We start from the raw sequence: 26,074 nt of genomic DNA on the forward strand, positions 1-26,074 counted from the left end.
AGTCCTCAATCCAGGGTCTTGAGGACAAATCGCACGAGCTGCCAAGAAGGATTAGTCCTTAATCCAAGATCTTAAGGACAATTCCCCGCACACTAGCAAGTTCAACATTCCGTCATATCTTTTCAAACAAACTGTGAACTTAACACTATCCCCATGTTATTAACTATCAAAATCCAATATAGTATGAGTATAAAGAACAACCAAATATTGAAAGGCGGAATGACTTATGTTTAACAACTTTTTGAGAGAAAATAAAATCTCTGCTGCTATTTTAACTATTATTCGTTTATACCTTGGCTACGCTTGGTTCACAGCAGGTTTTCATAAAATTACAGGCGGCTTCGACGCTTCTGGATTCTTAAAAGGAGCAATCGCGAAACCAGTAACAGGTCCAGACGGAAATATGGTATACAGCTGGTATGTAAACTTCCTAGAAAGCTTTGCACTGCCAAACATCGACGTGTTCAACTTCATCGTTCCTTGGGGCGAAACATTAATTGGTTTAGGACTTATGCTTGGATGTTTAACAACAGCAGCAATGTTCTTCGGATTAGTAATGAATTTCAGCTTTTTCCTAGCAGGAACAGTATCTCATAACCCAACAGACATATTCTTAGGCTTCATCATCTTAACAGCAGGCTTCAACGCTGGTAAATATGGTTTAGACTACTGGGTAGTACCATTCATCAACAAAACAGTTAGAAAAAACAAAGCAAAAGCAACTGTTTAATAGCAAACAAAAAAGACGATTCGGTCCCCCTCGAATCGTCTTTTTTACTAAATCGCTTAGTTCTTATCAACCTTTATGTCATAAATGGCTGGGGTTTTTCCTTCCGGCCATTCAATCTTTAGGTCTAGCACGGGCGGGATATGATCTGTTGGGAAAAATTGATAGCCAGAATTGATGATACCAAGCTTTCTCCAACCTGTTGCGGTTCGTACAGAAACTTCACTTCCTGATATGTTGTTTGGATCTTCTAAAATTGTAATCCCCGTTACTGTCTTTTCTGCTTCCCCAATATGATAAAGAATTTCACCTGCTTCTTGTCCGGCTGGTTTGAATTTCGTATTGAGGTTGCCATCAATCAGATAATCTTTGGTATTTCCTGTTGTATTTGCTGCAGTAGTTGATATCGTTGGATTATTGACCTCAGGGTAATACTCTCCATCGTTGATAACCAATTCCTGCATCCGCACCCACTTATCTGAACCGACTTTTGTTCGTGTCATCTTAAATCTTAAGTACTTAATCTTTTGGTCTAAATCTCTGACTTCTTTTGCTCGGTATGGGGCTTCGTGCTGGTCAAATATTGCTTGTGCCAGGTCTGAATTTTCAGCTTCACCCTCATTTGGACCATCTTGGCTGCCAAAGGTCATGACAGTTGTCCATTCGTTACCATCTAATGAGGCCTCAATAATAGCGTGTCTTGGATAATCATGCTCACCTTCATTAATTACTGCTTTAAGACTATTAAGCGTAATTTCTTGGCCCATATTATAGGTAATATACTTGCCGGCTGTTTGGCTATTCTTAAACCATCCAGGTGTATTGAGATCACCATCAAAGAGGTCAAGCGGGTTTTCAACACTTGTGTAATTTGTTTCTGCAACGGATTTAGGTTCCACCTCAAAGGAAGATACGGTTAGACTTTCTAAAGTAAATTCTACTGGCTTTGCTTGTTTATTTAACAGCCTTATATATCTGGCATCAGCTGGCTCAGCCTCATCTTTTACCTTTTCCCACTTTATCCCGTTTAAGGATGTTTCCAACGTTAAGCCTTTAACCATAGGGGCTTCAATGTCCATGACATCCTTGACTCTGCTTAATTTTACTCCTAGGTATTCACCTTTGTTTAGCGTAATCGGACCCGCAGCATTGATTGATGTTGTGGTTTTGTTTTCTGTTAGAGGTACGGTTTTATATTTTTCTACATTTGTAAAGATACTGGCCGTTGTTTCTTCCACTTGAAGGTCCAGCAGTTGTGCAACCTTTGGTGAAATTTTAGCCTCTAAGTTATCAGTAAATGGCTGCAATCTTTTTTTAGCTGGTTTTGCTTTCATCGTGCCGCTTAGTAATGGACGATCATAGTTTAAGCTTTGCTGGCGCAGCGCCGTTGCTTTTGCAAAATGATTCCAGGCGGCTGATTTATTTCCTTTTTCAATGGCGAGGTCCGTTTTAATAAACTCGATGTCAGCTAATACCATGTCTCTTAACGCTTTGACAAATGGCGCTAACTCTTCCTTTAGCTTTTCATTCTTTGTTTTTGTTAAAAATTCATCTGCAGCGTCAGCAATAATCTGGAGCTGTGCAATGGCTTCTGGTGCAACGTCCTTTAATGAATCCGCGTTATTAACTTTGGTTGTAATAGAGTCTAATAAACTCTTAATTTCTTCACTTTCTGAAAGTTTAAGTCCATTGGGATCGGCATCGGACATATGTTTTGCTAAGGTATGAAACTCTTCTGCTGCATCTGGTTCGATATAGTGAAAGCTGTCCTCCCAGCTTTTTTGTGCATTAAACTTTTCTGTATTCCACGCATAATCGGCAACTGCAAAGATGGCGATTTTTGAAGCCTCAGCTTCCTGCATCGGGTTTGTCACAGCACCAGCGAGATTCTCTATGCCAGTCTCAAGCATTTCCCCTTTTCCTAAAAACACACGTGACATATCAACATCATTGACTGGCCAGTTAAGCCAGAATAATGGATCTCGTCTTGTGACCCCATTGTTACTTCTATTCTTAAATGTATCAATGGTCGACTGGACAATTGGGGCACAAGTCGTCGAACCAGTCCAAAAGATTTGTATATTTTCATCGAATCCCTTTTCATAGGCATTTAGCTCCGCAGCATTCCACGCCCAGCTGGAATTATAGCTTGCCGGACAATAAAGAATATCATAGACATCGCCTTTTTCATCTGCCCATTGGGATACAGCATTCATCAATTGGACCACATAATCAAGTGGCAGATTTCCAACATCATCACCTAAAACTCCGAATTGCCGGACTCCCACGTCGTATAATTGGTCAAATTTTGCCAGCATCTTTTCGGTATTCTCCGGAAGCAGCTCCATAGCGGCTTGCTGCCCTTGTGTACGAGCGATATGGGCCACTTCTCCTAATGGAGAGATTGTCCAAACAAAACGAGTTTTTGTCTCATTTCCAACTTGGGCCATTTCCCCGATTTCAGCTAACATGTCTCCTGGATAAGGCTCCCCCCATTTTTCGCGATGATACGGGTCGTCCTTCGGTGCAAAGACATAGGAGGTCGCTTTAAATTGACCGGCAAACTCCATGAGAGACATACGGTCCTCATTGCTCCACGGAATACCATAGTACCCTTCAATAAAACCTCTAATTTCTGTATTGGCATAGTCGTTAATGGTTAAATGCCGGACAACCTTGTCAGGGGATTGTGCCAGGATTGCGTTTAATGTCACCACACCATAAAAGCTGGCATCTGTATCTTTACCTAGTATCGTAATGGTATTCTCTTGAATGTCTAATTGGTAGGCATCAATTTTTGAAAAATCAAAACCCTCGCTATTTACATTTGCAGCTGCATAGGAATCTACCGGACCATTTGAGCCTTTTGTTCCTACTAAAATATTTATTTTATCATCTGCTGGTTCAGTTCCAATGGACGGGACGGAGTAGCCATTTTGTTTAAAAATCGTTTCTACTTTTTTTCTAGTGACGGAATCAATGGTGTTGTCATAGATGACTTGAATGGATTTTTCTAATGTAAGCGATCCTTGATGGTAGGTTATATCTTGAGGTAAAGGGTATATTTCATATTCCATAGGTGAATCCTCCTGTGCTGCTGCAGTAAAGGTGCTCATGCTCATTACGGTTGAAAACAACATTGTAAAAATGATGGATAAATTGAGCCAAAACTTGGTTTTCAAAAACGTTCCCCTCTTTCATTTGAAATTTTAAGCCGATGTTTTTTTTGCCATCCTCCTTTTTATTTTTTATATTTTGGTTGTTTGCTAGAAAATAAAAAGGCACAGAAAACTCACGAGAAATCATCTCGATCTGTTTTCCATGCCTAGTATGATCCAGTCACATGAAACCAAATATATACCCCGATTCTAAAACGCTTACATCATAAAGGTCAACACATTTCCTAATTTCAGTAAGAAAGTACCACAAGGAATTATCTATTTAGGTGAAAAGAAGTAACTGCTATTCTAGCAGCCATTTTCACGGTATCCTGCTTCTTTAATTTGGACAGCAAATCTATTAATACTCCACTATTATAAAAATGGACCCAATTTTATAATAATTGGAAGTGCTTCCATTTTTGAGAAGCAATAAATGCTAGAGGAGGAACAAAATGAGGAGAAAAGGAAGTACGTTGTACAGCCGCATTTTATCTGCATCGGCGGCAATCATGTTACTTGGTTCAATGGGGGCACCGGGGGCTAAAGCCGGGGTTAATGGAGATGGAACGGCTGTCGTCAATGAGAACTATGCGGACAAGCTCAGTCTTAAGCCGCTGGCACCCGCCTTCAATGTTGATTCACTCATGGAATGGTCACCTGAAAAGGATCCTGATGCTGAATTGAACCGCGCCAGCGTCCCCTTAAATGAAAATCGATTCAAAGGATCCCAGATTAATCCACTAGCCAATCCAAAGGCTGGTATCACCTCTGCAGCCATCACGACGTGGAATCATGATGAGGCTAGTTCTGTCGGAAGCAATGACTTTAATGTATACGCTTTCGATAACTGGCAGCTGCTTGATTCTTATATTTACTGGGCAGGAACCAATGAGGGGATTTTTGCCATCCCTACACCAGATATTGTGGATGCCGCCCACCGAAATGGGGTGCCTGTTTATGCAACACTTGGGTTCCCATGGGGCAGATCAGCTGAAGGAATTGTTGAGATAGAAAAGTTTACAAAGCAGGATGCAGACGGAAGTTTCCCTGTGGCTGACAAAATGATGGAAGTGGCAGAGTATTTTGGGTTTGATGGTTATTTCTTTAACCAAGAGACGTATGGTGTTAATCAGGAAACAGCTGTACGCATGAATGAAATGATGCGCTATATCAAACGGAAGTCAAACCTTCATGTCAGCTGGTACGATGCGCAGGACAATACGGGAAATATCAACTATCAGGATTCTATCAACAGTAAAAATGACATGTACGTGAAGCCGGCAGAGGACGGAGAATATGCCGTTGATGAGTTCTTTTTAAACTATAACTGGAACACCAGTAAGATTAACACAACCGTTGAAACGATGAATAGTCATAACCGCAACCCTTTTGACGCCTATGCAGGTTTCGAAATTCAACAGAATTCTTATAATACAAAGATTAACACGGAAGCACTATTGGATGATAATAAACAGCCAAAGGTTTCCATCGCGCTTTATACACCAAACTCAACAATGGGGCTGGCGGAAAATCCAGCTGACTTCCACGAAAAAGAAAAAAACCTCTGGACGGGACCGCAGGGTGACCCGACCCTTGCAGATGATTCTTCCGATTGGAAAGGAATGGCTCGGTTTGTGACCGATTCGTCTGTTATTCAGGAAATGCCTTTTACCACAAACTTTAATAGCGGCCATGGAAAACAATACTTTGTTAATGGAAAAATTGCTAGTAATCTTGAGTGGAACAATCGCTCCATCCAGGATATTATGCCAACCTGGCGTTGGTGGATTCGCAGTGAAGGCAGCACAATTAATGTATCCTATGATTTTGAAAAAGCCTATAACGGTGGTAATTCACTAAAATTCAGCGGAACGCTCGATGCCAACTCCAAAAATGACACTATGCTATACAGCACCAAACTTCCGATTACCAACAGTACAAAGGTCCGGGTGGTTTATGAAAATCAATCAGGTGCAAGTGTTTTGCTTGGTGTAGCATACAGTGAAGATTATTCGCAGGATAACATGAAATACTATTCACTTCCAGCGACTGAAAAGGGCTGGCAGACAGCCATCGTTGACTTGGGAGAAGATGCAGGAAAAACGGCGTATGCTGTAAGTCTTAAGGTTAGTAACTCTGAAAAACTTGAAGACTATGCTTTTCATTTAGGTCAGCTATCCATTTTTGATACAGCTGAAGCAGTTTCATCGAAACCTGCAGATTTGGAAATTTTAGAAGAAATGCAAAGAACAGCATTTGAGGCGGAAGCTCGTTTAAGCTGGAGCGAGCAGAAGAACGTACTGCATTATGAGATTTATCAAGTTAATGCCGATGGGGTGGAAACACTATTGGGCGTTACACCAAATAACTATTTCTACAGTCCAAATATTACTCGGACAAATGAAAATGCATCGAGTGATAATCTTACAACATTAAAGGTTGTGCCGATCAATCAAGATTATGTACGAGGTAAAGCTGCTGTTGTTGACTTTGAATGGGGAATGGGTACGGATGCAACGGAGATTGAACAAAACCCAACCTCTGAGAATGTTGTCCTTGGAGCGCAAGTAACAGATGTGTCCGCAGAAAATGATGCTGAGCCTGCTGCGAAAGCATTAGATGGAACAGCAATCGGTAATAGTAAGTGGTGCGCAACGAATGCAAAATCTGGATTTATGGCCATTGATATTGGCGAGGAGAAAACAATCCAACGCTGGCGTGTGGAACATGCAGAGTATGGCGGGGAAGCTAATAACATGAACACCGTTGATTTCGAGCTGCTTTATAAGAATGAAGCTGGTGAATGGGTCAGTGCTAAAAGAATTTCAGATAATACGAAGGCTGTGACCGATATTGTTTTAGATCAGCCTATTACTGCTCGAGAATTTAAACTGCAGGTCTACAATAGCGGTACTTCTCCTTGGGGGGCAATTCGTATCTATGAATGGCAGATGTTTGAAAGTGACGCGCTGCCAAGAACGGAAAATATTATGATGCATTTTGCAGGTGCAGAAAATAATACGGGCGCTCAAGATAATGTGACAATTGATAGAGTTCAACAGGGCCAAACAGTTAGATTATATAGCTCTCTGGACGCAAAGGATGTGCTAGCAGAAAAGGCCGCCGATAAAGATGGAACCATTACCTTTGAACAGCTGGACTTTGGCCTTGAAGGCGGCAGAATCTATTATACTGTTCAAAACGAAGGTGAAAGAGAGAGTCTAAGGTTCAGCACAGGTTACTTGAATGAAAAGGTAACGGAAGTGATTCATCAAATTAATCATCTTCCTGCCCCGACCGATTTAACGTTAGATGATAAGGATATCGTTAATGACTGTAAAGTTGCCTACAACAAGCTTCATCCAACTTTAAGAAAACAGGTCACGAACTATGATACCTTGGTTCAAGCAATGGATCGTATACAGGAATTGAAAAGGGATTTTAATAATGGAAGCAAATAGGGGGAATCTCTGATTCTCACATTCTTCTGAAACGAAAGGGTCCAGTTTTTCACTGTAACTATGCAGTGGGAAACGGATCCTTTTTAATAGAGCACTCATTTTATGGATTAATTTTATATCGACTGTAATAACTTTATGACTTGCCGCTATTCTATTGCTGTTTGCGTATGGTTTTCTTATTGTAAGTACAAGAAGTATTTTGTTTTTTACTAATGACAGCGTTTTCGCGCTTTAGAAATTGTTTAAAGGAGTGTTGTCTCGTGAACAAGACGGCCCACATTATATCACATTCCCATTGGGACAGGGAATGGTACTTACCCTTTGAGAAACACCGCTATTATTACATACAGCTTATGAATAATCTTATTGAACAGTTCAAGAAGGAAGGAACTGGCTTTCAATCATTTCATCTCGATGGCCAAACAGTCCTTTTAGAGGATTATTTCGCTGTTCATCCGGAAAATCGGGAAATCGTAAAGAGATTAATAGAAGAGAAAAAACTTCATATCGGCCCCTGGTATGTGCTCCAGGATGCATTTCTAACAAGCTCTGAAGCAAATGTCAGAAACCTCCTGATTGGGATAAATGATACGAAAGCCTATGGGCATGTTTCAAAAATTGGCTATTTTCCGGACACATTCGGTATTTACGGGCAGGCCCCTCAGATATTAAAGCAGGCGGGAATTGATACAGCTGCCTTTGGCAGAGGAGTGAAGCCGACCGGTTTTAATAACACAGTCTCAGACGTTCCTGACTATGAATCACCTTATTCTGAAATGATTTGGAAATCACCTGATGGTTCAAGTGTTTTAGGAATCCTCTTTGCCAATTGGTATTCCAATGGGAATGAAATCCCGGTGGAGGAAGAAGAATCGAAGGAGTTCTGGGATAAAAAGCTCCTAGAGGCTGAAAAATATGCCTCCACGAATCAGTTGTTGTTTATGAATGGCTGTGATCACCAGCCGCTGCAAAAGAGTATTCCAAAGGCGATTGAAACCGCATCGGCCCTCTATCCTGATTATCACTTTAAGCATTCTAGTTTTGATGAATATACAGAAGCGTTAAAACAAGCTTTGCCTGAGCAGCTGCAGGTAATCGAAGGGGAATTGCGCAATCAGCGGACAGATGGCTGGTCTACCCTCGTAAATACTGCATCAAGCCGTATTTATCTGAAGCAAATGAATCATCACTGTCAAACTCTTTTGGAAAAAAACGCTGAGCCCCTGGCTGCCATGGTCGCTTTAGCAGGGGGCGTCTACCCGCGGGAATATATCCGCTTTATGTGGAAATCACTGATGAAGAACCACCCGCATGACAGTATTTGCGGCTGTAGTGTCGATGAAGTGCACCGTGAAATGGTTACTCGTTTTGAAACGGTAGCGCAAATGGGAGAGGTTTTTGTTGCAGAAAACGCAGCTGCGCTTACACAAAAGGTTGATACTTCACAGACACTTGAAGGAGCCATTCCGCTAGTTGTCCTAAATACGACTGGATGGGAGAAAAATGAAGTCATTTCAAAAGTAGTCGATTTGGAGAAAGTGTATTTTTCACAAATGCACTTTGAAGAAATTCCCGTTTATTTGCAGGATAAGCCAATGGGTGGATACAAACTGGTTGATGGGGAAGGCAAAGCGGTTGACTATCAGCTTGAAAGTCCTGCCGTCGAATTCGGCTACGACTTACCAGATGATAAATTCCGTCAGCCGTTTTTTGCTAAACGAGCAAAGCTCTCGTTTTTTGCAGAGGGAATTCCGTCATTTGGATATAAAACATTCTACCTAGTGCCAGATGCCAAAGAAGAGCAGGAGTATGTGCCTTTTTCAGAAACCGAGTTGGAAATGGAAAATGAACATGTACATCTCCAGTTTCATGAAGATGGCAGCTATGATTTAATGCATAAAGATACGGGTGAATCCTTCTGTCGTCTTGGAATTTACGAAGACACTGGGGATATTGGGAACGAATATATGTACAAGGAAGCAAAGGGGCTTGCCGCTATTACGACAAAGGGTGTACCAGCGGAATATAAATTCCTAGAAAGAAGCACACTCAGAACGGTCTTAGAGTTTACACACAAATTATTGATACCGGTCTCTGCAGATGATCGTTTAGCAATGGAACGGAATAGGCTTATTTGGCATAAGGAAAGAGAAGCCGGAAGATCGGACGATATGACAACAATCACCATCCAAACGGTTGTCACACTTGAAAAGGGAATGAAGGGTCCGGCATTTAAGCTGACGATTGACAACCAAGCAACGGATCACCGTCTGCGTGTCTTGTTCCCAACCGGTTTACGGACCCAAACACATAAAGCTGACAGTATTTTTGAAATTGTAACCCGCCCGAATACGCCAGAGAAGGAATGGGAAAATCCGAGCTTTTGTCATCACCAGCAGCGCTTTGCCAGCCTGGCGGATGAAAGAATAGGATTAACCGTAGCGACAGACGGTCTGCAAGAATATGAAATTCTCCCGGAGAATGGCACCATTGCTGTAACCGTGCTTCGTGCGACAGCAGAGCTCGGGGACTGGGGTTATTTCCCTACACCTGAAGCACAATGCCTAGGATTACAAACAGCAGAATGGCAAGTGCTGCCGCATGAAAAAGATGTCATAGAGTCGCAGGCGTATGTTGATGCGTATCAATACAAAGTGCCGCTCGTGGCTGTTCAGACAAGCGTCCATAAAGGTGCATTACCTGAAACACATCAGTTTGTTCAAACAGAATCCAATGGAATGGTATGGACATCAATGAGAATAGCGGAAGAGCATGATGATGTGATGATTCGCTGGTTTAATCCAACTGAAGAAGAGGCAAATCTTAAGGCTGAAATCAAGGATTATGAATCCTATAAGAGTAACATCCTTGAAGAAAATACAGACGATACCCAAGATTCATATGAAGTAGGAAAATATGAAATCATCACACTGGGTTTTCATAAAAAGAGATAGGGGCGGAAAAAATGATGACAGGAATTCCTGAATCCATGCAAAAACTTATTCAACATGTAAAAGAATTTTTCCCGCAGGATGAAAAGTTACAGCACATGTTCGAGCAATGCTTTGTTAATACGTATACCACTACGTTGAAGAAACAAGAAGATGGAAAGACATTCGTGATTACCGGGGATATCCCGGCGATGTGGCTGCGAGATTCAGCCGCACAGGTAAGACCTTATTTACTGGCTGCTGAAGAAGATGAAGAAATGGCTACTCAACTTGAAGGAGTGATTCGCCAACAGTTTGATTTTATCTTGCATGACCCGTATGCCAATGCGTTTAATCAAACAGCAAATGGGAAAGGACACCAAACGGACCTGACCAAAATGACACCGCATATTTGGGAGCGGAAATATGAAATTGATTCCTTGTGCTATCCGATCCAGCTTGCCTACCTATTTTGGAAGTCAACAGGACGCACGACTCTTATAAATGAAACGTTCAAACAGGTGATGGAGACGATTATTCAGGTATGGCGGACAGAGCAGGATCATGAAAATCAATCTTCTTATCGGTTTGAGCGGACAGATTGCCGCCAATCAGATACGTTAATTCGGGATGGAAAAGGTGGCCGGGTTGTTCCAACAGGTATGACTTGGAGTGCTTTCCGCCCAAGTGATGATGCCTGCACTTACGGCTACCTTGTTCCAGCTAATATGTTTGCGGTAGTTATCCTGAGGTATGCTGCGGAAATGTGTGATGTTATAAATCAAACAGCACTCAAAGAAGAATGTCTGAAGCTGCGTGAAGAAATTCAAAGCGGGATTGAACAATACGCTAAGCTGGACCACCCGATTTATGGAGACATGTATGTGTACGAAACGGATGGGGATGGGAGAGTTAATCTAATGGATGACGCCAATGTTCCGAGCCTGCTCGCTGCACCGTACCTAGGCTATCTTCCATTTGATGATTCGACCTATTTAAATACCCGTTCCTTTCTGTTGAGCAGGGATAATCCATATTATTACGAAGGAAAATGTGCAAATGGAATTGGAAGCCCGCATACTCCTGATCATTATATTTGGCATATAGCACTGGCCATCCAAGGGATAACAACAACCAGTGAGGCTGAAAAAGCAGAGATACTATCTTATTTTAAACAAACAGACGGCGGTACAAATTTTATGCACGAAGGCTTTAATGCCGATTGTCCTGAAGAATTTACAAGGGATTGGTTCGCATGGGCAAACACGATGTTTAGTGAATTCGTACTAAGTTTAACGGGGAAGGCAGTAAAAGGAAGTCCACTTTATAACCAATTAATGAAGAGCAAAAGCAATTAAGCTTAAAACGTGTAAGGGAAGTCTTTGAAAGGGTGATGGATCATGAAAAAAGTTCCTTGGATGATTGTTGTTTGTGAATGGATTTGGAGGGCAATTTTGGCCAATCTGTACTGGATTGCCTTTACTATCCTTGGGTTAGGGGTCTTTGGCTTTTTTCCAGCGTCCATTGCCCTGTTTACCATTGTGCGGAAATGGCTGAGGAAAGAAACTGATCTGCCTGTATGGAAGACGTTTAAGCAGGTTTACTTTAAAGAATGGAAAAGAAGCAATGGAATCGCCCTTGTATTTTACAGTATTGGCTTTTTCCTCTTTGTCGATATTCGAATTGTAGAGCAATTAATGACAGGCTTTTTTGCTAGTTTTCTTTTAATCATCTTATATATCTTGGTATTTGTCCTGCTATTGGCAGTTGGGTACTTTTTTTCAATTTACGTTCACTATGAACTCTCAAACAAAGAATATGTAAAACAATCGTTTCTATTTACTCTGACTGGACTGCCATCCGCGATATGGATTGGAGCTGGTTTAGCGGTTATTGGTATGCTGTTAATGAGGATCCCGGGTTTAATTCCGTTAATTGCCGGAGTTGCCCCGACTTATTGGATGATGAGAGTCAGCTTGAATCGGTTTAACCGGCTAGAGCAAAGAATGTCTCAGTCTTAATGGTATTAGTGCTGCTTATTGATAGATCAAACGAAATGAAAAGAAATGAGGGAGACTCGAGATGAATCTACATCTAACAGGCGATATATCCTCCGTTGCGGAAGGAATTAAGCTTGTAACGGAGACTTTAAACATCCAACCTACAGATGAAGGATATCCCATCCATGTGAAAAATCAAAACGGCCCCCTGCGTGTTATGAATCACAATGGTCATGGTGAAATTAGTTTTGAAAAGCCGATTCATTTTTTCAGGGGATTAGGATTATGGCTTGAACATTTTAGGAAAGAGAACGAGTTTAACCTGTCAGAGGACCCGCAGTTTGAAATGAGCGGTGTAATGCTCGATGCGTCTAGGAATGCGGTCCCTGCTGTTTCAGATGTAGAGAAGCTGCTGCAAAAAATGGCAGTAATGGGATTAGATACATTGATGTTGTATACAGAGGACACGTACGAGGTAAAAGAACATCCTTATTTTGGGTATATGCGGGGAAGATATTCGACTGAGGAGTTAAAGGCATGTGATGACTATGCAAGTAAATTAGGGATTGAAATGATTCCTTGTATTCAATCACTGGGCCATTTACGGGAAGCGCTTAAATGGAATTATGCTTCCACTTTTAAAGACACAGACGATATTTTATTGGTTGATGAGCCAGGGACGTATCAATTCTTGGAAAACTGTATTAGGGCAGCCTCGGAACCCTTCAGGACAAAAAGAATACATATCGGAATGGATGAGACGTTCCAGCTTGGCTTAGGAAAGTATTTAGAAAAACATGGCTATGAGAATCATATTGATATCATGAATAAGCATTTAAAAAAGGTCGTTTCTATTACAGAAAAGTATGGTCTAAAACCGATGATTTGGAGCGATATGTACTTCCCGTTGTTTTCGGAAGACAGCAAATATCGAGATGAAAACGGCAAAATTCGAGACGACATACTGGCTTCCATCCCTGATGTAGAGCTTGTCTATTGGAATTATTATCGGAAAGAACAGGAAGTCTATGAAAAGGATTTTCAACACCATAAGCTGCTCGGCAGGACTCCAATTTTTGCTGGCGGTGCGTGGACATGGAACGGGATTGCCCCTAACTATGGGAAAGCCATTGCGACGACGGAAGCCGCTATGGCTGCGTGTAAAAAAGAGGGCATAAAAGAAGTATTTGTAACGTTGTGGGGGGACAATGGGGCAGAAACGCCATTCTCAACATCCTTACCAATCTTGCAATTATTTGCGGAGCACACCTATCAAAAGGAAGTTACCTTAGAACATACAGCTGAGCGCTATGCTTTCTGCGGAGAAGGAAACTTTGATGATTTTATGGTCTTGAAAAGGCTGGATGAAACTCCTGGTGTCATGAAGGACAATATGAATTCATCAATGACCTCAAAAGTGCTGCTATACCAGGATATACTAATCGGTTTATACGATGAAAATAGTAAAGGTTTATCCTTAGGGGAGCATTATGAAAAACTAGTTTCTGAGATTGAGAAGGGAAAACACAACAACCCAAAATGGGAAAGCCTATTTGACTTTTATGAGCAATTGGCAAGGGTTCTAAGCGTGAAGGCAGAAATCGGAATTAAGATAAAGGAAGTTTACGAGAAAAAAGATTACCAGCAAATGAGATTAATCCTCTTAAAGCTGGATTGGATTCAAACCAATGTGGACCAATTACGTCAAAAGCACCGAAAAGTTTGGTTTGAATCGTACAAGCCTTTTGGCTGGGAGGTTATCGATATACGATACGGCGGGGTCATTATCCGAATTGACTCGGTAAAATATCGGATCCAAGAATGGTTGGAGGGCAGAATTTCTGCTATTGAGGAACTTGAAGAAGGACGCTTACGACATGATGGTCCTTGGGAAATTGTTGAAGGCTTAGTTGGCGGAAATGTCTATCATCGTATCGTCACTGCAGGAAACTTTTCACTATAAAGGAAAGAACCCAAATAACTGAATGGGGTGACAGGATTGTTTTTAACCGAAAGGAAGTTTGAAGCGCGTATTCGGGAATTAGAAGGTTACCGTTATCGCGATTGCATTACGATTGATGAATTTACTACACAGGAAGATGACGGCAAGATTGGGGCCTACCCGCCGGTATCTTACGATGAAAACAGTGTAATGAAATTAGGCGATTATTGGAAAGGTCGTGATCGATATATCTGGCTGCATGCAGACGTTGATTGTCACCTGCCAAACAATAGCAGGCAGGTTGTCGGTCTGTTCTCCTTTGGAAAGACGGGAGGGGGGCATAATTCAGGTTTTGAATCGTTGCTATTTGTAAATGGAAAGCCATACCAAGGCGTCGATTCCAATCATGAAGAAGTTCTCTTCGATGAACATTCCACTAAGGGGCCAATGAGTTTAGACTTTAGACTTTGGTCAGGGCTGGAAGGCGGCGGAGTGCCGGTTGAAAATGAATTTAAGCTGGAGACGGCGAAAATAGGCTGGCTTGATAGGAGGGTTGATAACTTATATTACACCCTTTTGGCAGCTTATGAAGTATTGATGGAAACAAGTGAGGCAGATTCAGCCTATACGATTTTGAAGCAGGTGCTTACCGATGCCTTACAGCTTATTAGTTGGACGGAACCTGGAAGTCATGAGTTTTATGAATCCTGTTATGCGGCGGAAGAGAATCTAACCAAGTCACTCACCTCGATCAACAAATCAACAGATATAACTGTGCACACTGTTGGCCATACACATATCGATGTTGCCTGGCTTTGGAGATTAAGAAATACTAGAGAGAAGTCAGCGCGATCCTTCTCGACTGTCCTACATTTGATGAAGCAATTCCCAGAATATTTATTCTTACAAACACAGCCGCAGCTTTATGATTACATCAAAACTGATTATCCTGACATCTACGAACAAATGAAAGCTAAAATTGCGGAAGGAAAATGGGAAGCAGGGGGTGCGATGTGGCTGGAAGCGGACTGTAATATTCCTAGCGGTGAGTCACTTGTCCGCCAAATCCTGCATGGAAAAGCCTTCTTTAAGGAAGAATTTGGGGTTGATTGTGAATATTTATGGCTTCCCGATGTGTTTGGGTACAGCTGGGCATTGCCGCAAATCTTAAAAAAATCAGGCATCAAAACAATGATGACAACGAAAATAAGCTGGAATCAATACAATCGTATGCCTCATGATACCTTTTACTGGAAGGGCATAGACGGATCAGAAGTTTTAACGCACTTTATTACAACGCCGGAACCATGGAACGGCCCGGACTCTTGGTTCTACACGTATAATGGCTTTATTACGGCTAAAACGGTTAAAGGGGCATGGACGGGTTATCGTGATAAGGAACTGTCAAAAGATCTGCTGCTTTCATACGGATATGGCGACGGCGGCGGCGGTGTTAATCGCCACATGCTTGAAATGCGAAGCAGACTGGACATGATGCCTGGTATGCCGAATGTAAAGACGTCAACAGCTGGAGAGTTTTTTGAAAAGCTTCACCAAAATGTAGCGGAGTCTAACGGCTATATCCATAAATGGGATGGCGAATTGTATCTAGAATACCACCGGGGTACGTATACAAGCCAGGCGTTTATGAAACAAACAAATCGTAAATTGGAACTTTTGTATAGAAGAGTGGAATTCCTATCTTCCTGGATATCTGAAAATGGGAAGTGGATGGGGGATAAGGAGCTTAAAGACGGTTGGAAAATTATTTTACGAAATCAATTCCATGATATTATTCCGGGTTCGTCTATTCATGAGGTATATGAGGATGCGAAGGAAGAATACAGGGAAGCGCTGGAACTAGGCGAAAGTGTGGGTTCAAGTGTTATCAATAGTGGGATTGACCAGGCTGACACTTCTGTGGTGCTATTTAACGCTTCACATCATAAAGGAATGAGAAATGTTGTGATTCCTCAATTTGCAGATTTCCAAGCTGGTTTATGGAAAGATCATAACGGAACCGTATTACCACATCAAAAGCTTCCTGCTGGCTGGCTTGTTGAAGTGGATTCCCTTCCATCTTTTGGTGCCAAAACGTTGTCTTTTGAACCGCAGGAAGCTGCCCGCGAAATAAAATCAAGCTTTATCTATCATGACCGCAAATTAGAAACACCGTTTTATCTTGTTGAATGGAATGAATTCGGTCAGATGACAACGATCTATGATAAAGAGGCAAAACGTCATGTTCTAGCCGAAAATGAAAGAGGAAATGTACTGCAAATCTTTGAAGATAAACCACTCGCACATGATGCATGGGATATTGATATCTTCTATCAAGAAAAAATGGAAGAAATTCGCGATCTAGCCTCATTTGAAGTAGTTGAAAATGGCGAACTTGCCTTTACTATTCATGTTAAGTGGAAGTATCATCATTCTGAAATCTCGCAGTCTATTGTTTTTTATCAAAATGATCGCCGAATTGATTTTGACACAACAGTGGATTGGCACGAAAAGAGGAAGCTGCTGAAAACTGCATTCCCTGTAGATGTTCGAACAACGGAGGCAACCTATGATATTCAATTTGGTAATGTAAAGCGTCCTACGCACTGGAATACGAGCTGGGACATGGCCAAATTTGAATCGGTTGGACATCAATGGGCTGACTTATCAGAACCGGATTATGGTGTAAGTTTATTGAATGATTCCAAATATGGCTATGACATCAAGGAAAATACAATCCGGTTAACATTGTTAAAATCAGCGATTCATCCTGATCCAGAAGCGGATCAAGGAACCCATTCTTTTGTTTATTCACTGTATCCACATATCGGCGATTGGCGGAAAGGCAAGACAGTTGAAAAGGCTTGGGATCTCAATGATTCAATTGTCGCTGTAGAAGGGGAATGGACAAAAGAAGCTTCATTCTTAGATACCAATTCTGACCATATCTGGATTGATGCTGTGAAACCGGCTTATGATGGCAACGGGATCATTATCCGTTTACATGAATATGAGGGACGAAGAGGAAACGTTACGCTTAAGTTTGGAAAAGATATTACTTCATGGGTGGAAACCAACCTAATGGAAGAAGCAGTGGCGGAAATCAGCCAATTGCCGATTGAGTTTGACATTAAACCATATGAAATTAAGACAATTAGAATCATGCGATAACTACCTATATGACCAGCTTTTGATCTAGCTGGTCATCTTTTTTAAAAGAATTGTCATAAATCTCAGTTATCTAAGATTTTTGCAGTTAATCCCAAATTAGTCAACTATAAATAGGGCCGTATTCACTATAAAATAAGGTTATGGAAGTGCTTACATCAACTGAGAGGAGGAAAAAGATGAAAAGAATATTGGGTGATTTATATAAAAATAGAATTTGGCTGCTTATGGTTTTACCTGGAACAATTTGGCTGCTATTATTCTCATATTTGCCGATGTTCGGACAAGTACTGGCCTTTAAAAAATTCCGTATCCATCCAGATGGATTCTTTGCCAGTGTCATGAATAGTGACTGGGTCGGCTGGGATAACTTTAAATATTTATTCAGTACGAATGATGCCTTCGTTATTACAAGAAATACCATCTTGTATAATCTTGTCTTTATAGTACTTGGACTTGTAGCCGCGGTTGTAACCGCTATCTTACTCAGCGAACTGGTTAATAAGAAGCTGTCTAAGTTTTACCAAACGGGAATGTTGTTCCCGCATTTTATTTCGTGGGTCATCGGCAGCTATTTTGTATTTACCTTCTTAAGTACCGAATTTGGATTGGTCAACAACGTTCTGGGCTGGTTCGGCAAAGAGCCGATTTCATGGTACAGCGAGTCCAAATATTGGCCCTTTATCCTTATCTTTATGAGCCTTTGGAAAGGGATTGGTTACGGTAGTATTGTTTACTTAGCATCGATTGTCGGAATTGATAAAACGTATTATGAAGCGGCGATGATTGATGGCGCTTCGAAATGGAAGCAGATTAAGCACGTTACCTTACCAATGCTTAAGCCGCTGATGATTATTTTAACAATCATGAATATCGGACGTATCTTCAACTCAGATTTCGGTTTGTTTTACCAAGTACCAAGAGATTCAGGGGCCTTATATTCTGTAACAAATGTTATTGATACATACGTCTACCGCGGTCTCATGAACTTGGGAGATATCGGAATGAGTACGGCAGCAGGTCTTTATCAGTCAGCTGTAGGCTTCGCGCTCGTAATGATTACGAACTATATTGTTAGAAAAGTAGATGAGGAAAGTGCATTGTTTTAATACAAACTTTTCACGAAGGGAGGAAAAGTCGCCCTGCGGCTAACTATATGCCAAATGAACTAGAGCAAACATCTGTCGCCATATCTCGTCCAGTGAAACCAATTAGAGGGGGCGGTGCCGAGACAGGGATTAAACGAAAGAAGAGGAGGGATCCTCACCACTTGCACCCGGCCGTCAATGCTATTATTAGTGTGCTGTTGGGGATTTTCACACTGGTGTGCATATTCCCTTTCATCTATGTTGTTATAATTTCCTTTACCAGTGAAGAAAGTATTGTTCGAAATGGGTTTGAACTCATCCCGAAAGAATGGAGTATAGACGCCTATAGCTACTTATGGAGTATGAAGGAACAATTATTTCAATCTTACGGTGTCACTCTCATTATCACTATAGTCGGGACCGTAATCAGTGTATTGATGATTAGTTTTTATTCTTACGCTATCTCCAGACCCCAATTTAAGTATAGAAGGTTTTTTACATTCCTTGCCTTCTTCACCATGCTTTTCAGCGGTGGTTTAGTTCCAACCTATATTGTTGTCACTCAATTCTTGGAATTGAAAAATACGATTTGGGCACTGATTTTGCCACTTGCCATGAATGCCTTTTATATCATTATCATGAGAACATTCTTTTTAAAATCTGTTTCCGAGTCTATTTTGGAATCAGCGAGAATTGACGGGGCAAGTGAATGGAGGATCTTTTTCCAAATAGTTTTTCCGCTGTCCCTGCCAGGGTTAGCAACGATTGCCCTATTTAGTACGCTTGGTTATTGGAATGATTGGTTTACTGCCTTACTTTATATTGATGAACCAAGTCTGGTTCCTCTCCAATCGTTACTGATGAAAATAGAGGCAAACCTAGAGTTCATGAGGCAGAATGTCGATGTTTCTTTAATGCAGCAAAGTTTATTTGATACAATTCCACAGGAATCAGCCAAAATGGCCATGGTTGTTATCGCCACATTACCAATTGCAGTCTCCTATCCGTTTTTTCAAAAGTATTTTATTAGCGGACTGACTATTGGCGGCGTTAAAGAATAATTCATAAGAAAGAGGAGAAAAAGCATGATGAAAAAGAAATTAGGCATTATTCTCGCGTCCGTTCTTGCAGCTGGAACCCTTTTATCTGCCTGCAGCAGTAAAGACAGCTCCACAAGCGAAAAGGGCGGTAAAAATGGTGAACCTTATGAAATTAAATGGTACACCATTGGAACTCCGCAAAAAGATACTGAGAAAGTATTTGCTGAAGTAAACAAGTATACGAAGGAAAAAATTAATGCCACAGTAAAAATGACACAAATTGACTGGGGCGATTGGGCACAAAAATCACAAGTCATGATTAATTCAGGGGAGCCATTTGATATTATTTTTACAAATGGTACTGACTATGTTCAAAATGCACAAAAAGGTGCATTCTTGGCTATTGATGATCTATTAGAAAACGAAGGTAAAGCCCTTAAAGAAGTGATCAATCCAGACTTCTTGGAAGGAAATAAGGTTGATGGAAAACTTTACGGGATACCTGCTAATAAAGAGGTTGCAAGACAAGATGTATATACCTTTAACAAACGCCTAGTTGACAAATATAATTTTGACCTTTCGAAGGTAAAAACGTTACAAGATCTTGAGCCAATGCTTAAAACAATCAAAGAAAATGAATCTGGCGTTACACCAATCGCAACATTTAAGGCACCTTTACGCTTTGACTATGTCTTCAATAATGAAATGCCATTTGCCTTCCCATTTGAAGGTGACACAGACACAGTCATAAATCCATTTGATACTGATGCTGCAATGACACAATTTGAAACCATGCATAAATATTATAAGGCTGGTTATCTCAAAGAAGATGCGGCAACAAGCAAAGACAGCTGGCCAATGGATGTAGAAAACTGGTTTGTCCGTATTGGCGGTTCTCAGCCATATGCTGATTTACTTTGGTCTCGTTCTGCCAAGTATGAAGTAGTCTCTGTACCCGTTGAACAACCAACGATTGTAAATGATTCTGTATCCGGTTCCATTCAAGCCATTTCAGCAACTTCAAAGAATCCAGAAAAAGCAATGGAGTTTTTAACTTTGCTTAACACAGACCCATATCTTCGCAACCTTGTGGATAAAGGAATTGAAGATGTACATTACAAAAAGAATGAAGATGGTACCATTGAAGATTTGCCTGCTCGTATTGAAAGCTATAACATGCCATCTTATTCTTTAGGTAACCACTTTATCTTAAATCTATACAAAGAAGATCCAAAAGATAAATGGGAAAAATTCAAGGAGTTTAACGCTTCTGCTGTAAAAGCACCGTCACTTGGATTCAAGTTTAACAGTGATCCAGTTCGGTCAGAACTTGCATCGATTACCAATATTTCAAAAGAATTCTATCCAGCGTTAGCTACAGGTTCTGTCGATCCGGAAGAATACCTGCCAAAATTCAACGAAAAGCTGAAAGAGGCTGGAGTTGAAAAGGTATTAAAAGAAATTCAAAAGCAACATGATGAGTGGAAAAGCTCAAAAGAATAATTAAAAAAGTATCAAGCTGGGTGGAACATCATTCCAGCTTGATTTTATTTCATTCCATGAATGTAACCTACTGAAACGGCGTGGAAAGTTTAGCGTTTTCAATCCTTTCCATTATGTTAAAATGAAACAGAAAATTAAACATAATAGAGGGATTTAAAATGAAGTTGAAGCATAATAGCACTTTTCACCAAAAAATATTTAACAGACTTTTTTTAACTTCATCTATCACCATTATCTTGACTGTCATTATTTTAATTGTGACAATCACAAACTATTACTCAGAAATCATTATTCAGAAGGAAGTCAACATCAATACAAGAACCATGGAACGGATAGAGGATTACTTTTCGACCAAAGATACTGATATGAATCGAGCGATTAGAGACATTTATGTTCAAGGAGAACTGATTGATGATATTTCCTTTGCCCTTCACAATGGGTATGGAAAGTATTTGGAATACCGCCTTGATAAATTTTCGGAAGATGACACCTATTTTCCTAGTAATCTAGATACCTATTTTAATGGCTATTTTAGCCAAGACAGTGATATTAATGCTATTAGCCTGCGCTCGTTGGATAGTCCCGAGATTGAATATTTACTTATCAATAATTATCTTCGCTGGAACAATAGCATTGTTGACCCGAAACCGAGATCAGACGATGTGTTTCCGAGGGGATACCCAGGAGTAAGCAGTGATGGCCTGCCAAAAGGGCGAAAGTTAAAAGATACGATCACCAAAAGGGTTGTCATTAATAACCCGGTAACGCTTGAAAAAATAGGTGAGATATCCGTATTTTATTCCACTGATCATTTGGATAAGATGGTCAGAAGGTATGAAGGGACATCGGCTTCTTTCTTTCTAATCGATTCCGACGACCAACTGGTTTATTCCTATAATGAAGGAGTACCGCTTGCTCTTGTCGATCAGGTAAAGCATGAAACCAATGAAACGAGAATTGAATATAAAGCTGAAAAATATTATATCAATACGATTGCCAACAAAGGTGATTATACGTTTGTCAGCATCATTCCCGATAAAGGGTGGCAAAAATTATCGATTGTAAGGGGAACGATGTGGGTCGTAATCATTGTTCTTATTTTGGCGGCTATATTAATCTCTTATTCGTTTATGCAAAATTATTCACGGCGAATTAATAGAATTGTTTCGACCATCCGCCAAGTTGAAAAGGGAGACTTGGATGCTAGGATTCCTGAATCCAAACATGAAGATGAACTATCAAAGATTGGGTTTAATATCAACTCCATGTTAGATGAATTAAACAATTATATTGAACAATTCTACCTGCTCAACATGAAACAGCAGCAAGCGGAATTAAAGGCACTGCAAGCACAAATTAATCCACATTTCTTATATAACACACTAGAGGCAATTAGAATGGTTTCTGTTTTGGAAGGCTCCAAAACCTCGGGAAAAATGATTTTTCATTTATCCAGATTGTTTCGCTACTCGCTGGAATCAAAAGAGATTGTACCGTTCTATACCGAAATTGAATATGTCAAACAATATTTAACCTTGATGCAGTTTAAACACCCGGACAAGCTGAAAATTCATTTTGCCATTCCCGAAGATTTGGAACAAACACTTATTCAAAAACTTATCCTTCAGCCCATTATCGAAAATTACTTTATCCATGGTTTTAGAAAGGACCGATCCGATAATGAATTAACCATTCGCGCAGTCAATCTTGGCGAAAAATTTGAAATATGTGTAGAAGATAATGGTAAGGGTATGTCTGAAGAAGAACTTGCTAACATTGGTCAACATATTAATCGTGAAGAGGGCGATGAAATGAAATCAATTGGATTAAGAAATATACATCAACGCTTGAAACTAAGATATGGGAATCAGTTTGGAATCTCTATAAAAAGCAGCAAAGATAAGGGAACGATGGTCACTTTGTCCATTCCAGTTCAGGGGATTCACCATGTTTAGGGTGCTATTGGCTGATGATGAACCGATTATCACAAAAGGACTGGCCGCAATCCTGGATTGGGAAGATTACGGGTTTGAAATTGTCTATACAGCCGAGAGCGGGGAGGAGGCTCTTGCCTATATCAAACAGCATCCCATCGACATTCTCATCACTGATATTTTAATGGGGGAAATGTCCGGCCTTGATTTAATTCAAGAGGTAAAAAGTATTCGACCCGAAATTAAAAGTATTGTTTTAACAGGTTATCAAGAGTTTGACTTTATAAAAAAAGGTTTGTTATTAGGTATTGAAAATTATTTGGCGAAGCCTGTAGATGAAGAGGAATTACTGACAACACTCCAAACAGTGGGACGAAAAATAAAGACTGAAGCAGCTGGGGGTAAGTCCCAGGAAACGTCTATACTGTTGGATAATACGTTATGGAGATTTTTAATGGGTGAAATGGACCGGCGTGATTTTCTTGAGAGATTAGCATTTTACAAGATTGAAGTTAACCAGCCCGTTTACAATGTGTCCATCTTAAGTATTGAAAATTATCAAAATGCCGAGATTGTTAAGGCGCTAAGAAGCTTTATTGAGGAGCAATTTTCGGCCTTATGTCTGTATAGTCCAAATCAAGAGCTTGTGATTGTCTTTGGCGGCGGGAGTAAAGAGGAGTTGGTCAAGAAAAACAAACGCCTTGTTGAAAACCTCCGCGATGAACGACAAGGGACAGGCTTATTCTACTTAGCGATGGGAAAGCCTGTCTGTGTGATTGATGAATGGGAAAATAGTTTTACCCAGGCAAGGGAACATAGCTCACTGCAGTTATATTTAGAACCTGATGTGCTTATTTTAGATAAACAACCAATTGATCGTCAGGAGGAGGTCAAACGTCAGCAGGAATTTAAAGATATAATCGTTAAACGGATTATGAATGCAGATGAAGAATCATTAGAACTAATAGATTTATATTTTAAAGAGTTAACACAAAAAGCAAAGATCATCTCCCCGCAAGTGGCAAAGAAGTATACATTTGATTTAATTTCATATATTCATTACTCCTTGCAGCCGGAAGATCTATCGCTTTATACAGCTGCTGTTGAACGAATCGTGTATAGCTCAGATATCGGGCAGATGAAGAATATTTTGACTGAATATTGTTATGAATTGATCCTGACCATTCATAATCATGCTTATTTGCGAAGCCCGATTGTGCAAAATGTTCTTCAGTATATCCATACTCACTATCACGAAGGACTGTCTTTAAAAACACTAGGGCAGCAGTTTCATGTAAATGCCATTTATCTGGGGCAATTGTTTCAAAAAGAGGCAGGGGTCGTCTTTTCTGAATACCTCAATCGCTACCGATTGGAAAAAGCGAAGGAGCTGCTGAAAACAACACATTATAAGGCAGGAGAAATCGGAAAAAAGGTAGGCTATTCTGATACCACCTATTTTTATAAACAATTTAAGAAAATAGTTGGCACAACACCGAGTGAGTGGAGGAAAATATAACAACTCCTTAGGTTGAGCCCGCTTACACTAATAAAGAAGGTGATCTAATGGAAAAATCTAAACTTGAACAGGACATTCAGTACCACTTTCCAGAAAGCTTTTGGTGGGGAAGTGCAGCGTCCGGTCCGCAAACAGAAGGGGCTGCGCTGATAGATGGAAGAAAACCTAGCATCTGGGATTATTGGTACAGCATCGAACCCAGGAGTTTTCATAATGGTGTAGGTCCGGAGCACACATCCGGTTTCTATCATCGTTTTAAAGAAGATATACAGCTGATGAAGCAAACAGGCCATAACTCTTTCAGGACCTCGATTCAATGGTCACGATTAATTCCGGACGGAACTGGTGAAATAAATTTGAAAGCGGTTGCCTTTTATAATCAAGTTATCGATGAATTATTGGCAAATGATATCGAGCCATTTATAAACTTATATCATTTCGACATGCCGATGTGCATGCAGGAAAAAGGTGGCTGGGAAAGCCGGGAAGTTATCGATGCCTACGTAAATTATGCGCAAAACTGCTTTCGCTTATTTGGTGACCGAGTGAAATACTGGTTTACCTTTAATGAGCCGATTGTTCCTGTTGAGGCAAGCTATTTATATAATTTGCATTATCCAAATGTAGTCGATTTTAGACGTGGCGCGCAGGTCGCTCACCATACAATTGTTGCACATGCGAGGGCAGTAGCGGCATTTAAGAATTTGAACCTAGAGGGCAAGATTGGCATTATTCTGAACTTAACTCCGTCCTATCCAAGAAGTGAGGATCTTGAAGATGTGAAAGCAGCCCATATTTCTGATTTATTCTTTAACCGAAGTTTCTTGGATCCAGTCACTAAAGGGGAGTATCCCGCCGACTTGGTTGAAATTTTAAAGGAAAGAGACGTACTGCCAACCATAATGGCAGGCGATTTGGAAGTGATAAAAGAAAATCTCATCGATATTTTAGGAGTAAACTATTATCAGCCCCGCCGTGTCAAAGCAAAGTCGGAGCCGGTGCCGGAGGAAGCTGCGTTTATGCCTGAACATCTCTTTGACCCCTATATCATGCCTGGCCGGAAAATCAACCCGCACCGCGGTTGGGAGATTTGCGAGGAGGTCATTTATGATATTATGATTGATCTTCGGGACCATTACGACAATATCCCCTTCTTTATCTCCGAAAATGGCATGGGCGTGGAAGGTGAGGAGAAGTTCCGCAATCAGGAAGGATTCATTGAGGATGATTACCGGATTGAGTTTGTAAGTGAGCACTTAAAATGGGTTCATAAAGGAATTCACGAAGGAGCAAATTGCCTTGGCTATCATATTTGGACATTCATGGATAATTGGTCCTGGACCAATTCCTATAAGAATCGTTATGGATTGGTAGAGGTAGATTTAAAGAATGGTTTAAACCGCACCATTAAGAAATCCGGCAAATGGTATAAGAGGTTAGCCGAAAACAATGGATTTTAAGTCTAGCAGGAGATAAATTTTTATAACTTTTTTAAAGACGTACCACTCATTAAAGTGGTACGTTTTTTTTGCCGCTATCGTTATAAATTAATACTTAACAAACTACATTTTTTTCCCTTCCTGCTCATGGAGGAAAGTGTT

Annotated in this window: 14 protein-coding genes; 13 read left to right on the forward strand and 1 reads right to left on the reverse strand. The window is 40.6% G+C overall.

All coding sequences use genetic code 11. The features are described from left to right. Nucleotides 1-226 precede the first annotated feature (226 nt). A complete protein-coding gene (locus tag H0184_RS10045; protein ID WP_221823989.1) occupies nt 227-730 on the forward strand; it encodes a DoxX family protein in 504 nt (167 codons plus the stop codon). Between the two features lie 56 nt (nt 731-786). Here H0184_RS10045 and H0184_RS10050 read toward each other — a convergent pair whose 3' ends face one another. Continuing rightward, nucleotides 787-3,909, reverse strand: a complete 3,123-nt coding sequence (locus tag H0184_RS10050) for a beta-N-acetylglucosaminidase domain-containing protein (RefSeq protein ID WP_221823991.1) — start codon at nt 3,907-3,909, stop codon at nt 787-789. 431 nt (nt 3,910-4,340) lie between these two features. Between H0184_RS10050 and H0184_RS10055 the strand changes: the two genes are divergently transcribed. The 12 genes from H0184_RS10055 (at nt 4,341) to H0184_RS10110 (ending at nt 25,933) form a co-directional block, all read left to right on the forward strand. Then, on the forward strand, nt 4,341-7,349 hold the full coding sequence (locus H0184_RS10055; RefSeq protein WP_221823993.1) for an endo-beta-N-acetylglucosaminidase: 3,009 nt from the start codon (nt 4,341-4,343) through the stop codon (nt 7,347-7,349). 260 nt (nt 7,350-7,609) lie between these two features. Then, nucleotides 7,610-10,303 (forward strand): alpha-mannosidase, encoded by a 2,694-nt coding sequence (locus tag H0184_RS10060; RefSeq protein ID WP_313771741.1) that lies wholly within the window; start codon nt 7,610-7,612, stop codon nt 10,301-10,303. A gap of 11 nt (nt 10,304-10,314) precedes the next feature. Continuing rightward, entirely contained in the window at nt 10,315-11,637 is a 1,323-nt protein-coding gene (locus H0184_RS10065) for a glycoside hydrolase family 125 protein (protein ID WP_221823997.1), read from the forward strand. 42 nt (nt 11,638-11,679) lie between these two features. Then, nucleotides 11,680-12,300 carry a YesL family protein gene (locus tag H0184_RS10070; RefSeq protein ID WP_221823999.1) on the forward strand — a complete coding sequence of 207 codons (621 nt, stop codon included), beginning with the start codon at nt 11,680-11,682 and terminating at the stop codon, nt 12,298-12,300. 61 nt (nt 12,301-12,361) lie between these two features. Beyond that, nucleotides 12,362-14,242 (forward strand): beta-N-acetylhexosaminidase, encoded by a 1,881-nt coding sequence (locus H0184_RS10075; protein ID WP_221824001.1) that lies wholly within the window; start codon nt 12,362-12,364, stop codon nt 14,240-14,242. A 36-nt stretch (nt 14,243-14,278) separates the two neighbouring features. Further along, complete coding sequence (locus H0184_RS10080) at nt 14,279-17,392, forward strand: alpha-mannosidase (protein ID WP_221824003.1); 3,114 nt, start codon at nt 14,279-14,281, stop codon at nt 17,390-17,392. A gap of 176 nt (nt 17,393-17,568) precedes the next feature. Next, nucleotides 17,569-18,498 (forward strand): ABC transporter permease, encoded by a 930-nt coding sequence (locus H0184_RS10085; protein ID WP_221824005.1) that lies wholly within the window; start codon nt 17,569-17,571, stop codon nt 18,496-18,498. 47 nt (nt 18,499-18,545) lie between these two features. Next, nucleotides 18,546-19,538, forward strand: coding sequence for a carbohydrate ABC transporter permease (locus H0184_RS10090; protein ID WP_221824007.1), 993 nt, complete (start codon nt 18,546-18,548; stop codon nt 19,536-19,538). A 27-nt stretch (nt 19,539-19,565) separates the two neighbouring features. Further along, nucleotides 19,566-21,020 (forward strand): ABC transporter substrate-binding protein, encoded by a 1,455-nt coding sequence (locus H0184_RS10095; protein ID WP_221824416.1) that lies wholly within the window; start codon nt 19,566-19,568, stop codon nt 21,018-21,020. A 158-nt stretch (nt 21,021-21,178) separates the two neighbouring features. After that, nucleotides 21,179-22,975: a sensor histidine kinase gene (locus H0184_RS10100; RefSeq protein WP_221824009.1), complete on the forward strand. Its 1,797-nt coding sequence runs from the start codon at nt 21,179-21,181 to the stop codon at nt 22,973-22,975. After that, nucleotides 22,968-24,473, forward strand: a complete 1,506-nt coding sequence (locus tag H0184_RS10105) for a response regulator transcription factor (protein ID WP_221824010.1) — start codon at nt 22,968-22,970, stop codon at nt 24,471-24,473. Before H0184_RS10100 ends, H0184_RS10105 begins: the two co-directional genes overlap by 8 nt. Before the next feature lie 74 nt (nt 24,474-24,547). Then, nucleotides 24,548-25,933, forward strand: coding sequence for a glycoside hydrolase family 1 protein (locus tag H0184_RS10110; protein WP_396953593.1), 1,386 nt, complete (start codon nt 24,548-24,550; stop codon nt 25,931-25,933). Nucleotides 25,934-26,074 lie beyond the last annotated feature (141 nt).

Origin of the sequence: Neobacillus niacini, assembly GCF_019749295.1 — a bacterium.
Lineage (GTDB): Bacteria > Bacillota > Bacilli > Bacillales > Cytobacillaceae > Neobacillus > Neobacillus niacini_D.

Bases quoted from the DNA above. Each gene is read 5' to 3' on its own strand.
- H0184_RS10065 (WP_221823997.1), top strand. From the start codon at position 10,315: ATGATGACAGGAATTCCTGAATCCATGCAAAAACTTATTCAACATGTA.
- H0184_RS10090 (WP_221824007.1), top strand. From the start codon at position 18,546: ATGCCAAATGAACTAGAGCAAACATCTGTCGCCATATCTCGTCCAGTG.
- H0184_RS10085 (WP_221824005.1), top strand. From the start codon at position 17,569: ATGAAAAGAATATTGGGTGATTTATATAAAAATAGAATTTGGCTGCTT.
- H0184_RS10075 (WP_221824001.1), top strand. From the start codon at position 12,362: ATGAATCTACATCTAACAGGCGATATATCCTCCGTTGCGGAAGGAATT.
- H0184_RS10100 (WP_221824009.1), top strand. From the start codon at position 21,179: ATGAAGTTGAAGCATAATAGCACTTTTCACCAAAAAATATTTAACAGA.
- H0184_RS10105 (WP_221824010.1), top strand. From the start codon at position 22,968: ATGTTTAGGGTGCTATTGGCTGATGATGAACCGATTATCACAAAAGGA.
- H0184_RS10070 (WP_221823999.1), top strand. From the start codon at position 11,680: ATGAAAAAAGTTCCTTGGATGATTGTTGTTTGTGAATGGATTTGGAGG.
- H0184_RS10055 (WP_221823993.1), top strand. From the start codon at position 4,341: ATGAGGAGAAAAGGAAGTACGTTGTACAGCCGCATTTTATCTGCATCG.
- H0184_RS10045 (WP_221823989.1), top strand. From the start codon at position 227: ATGTTTAACAACTTTTTGAGAGAAAATAAAATCTCTGCTGCTATTTTA.
- H0184_RS10095 (WP_221824416.1), top strand. From the start codon at position 19,566: ATGAAAAAGAAATTAGGCATTATTCTCGCGTCCGTTCTTGCAGCTGGA.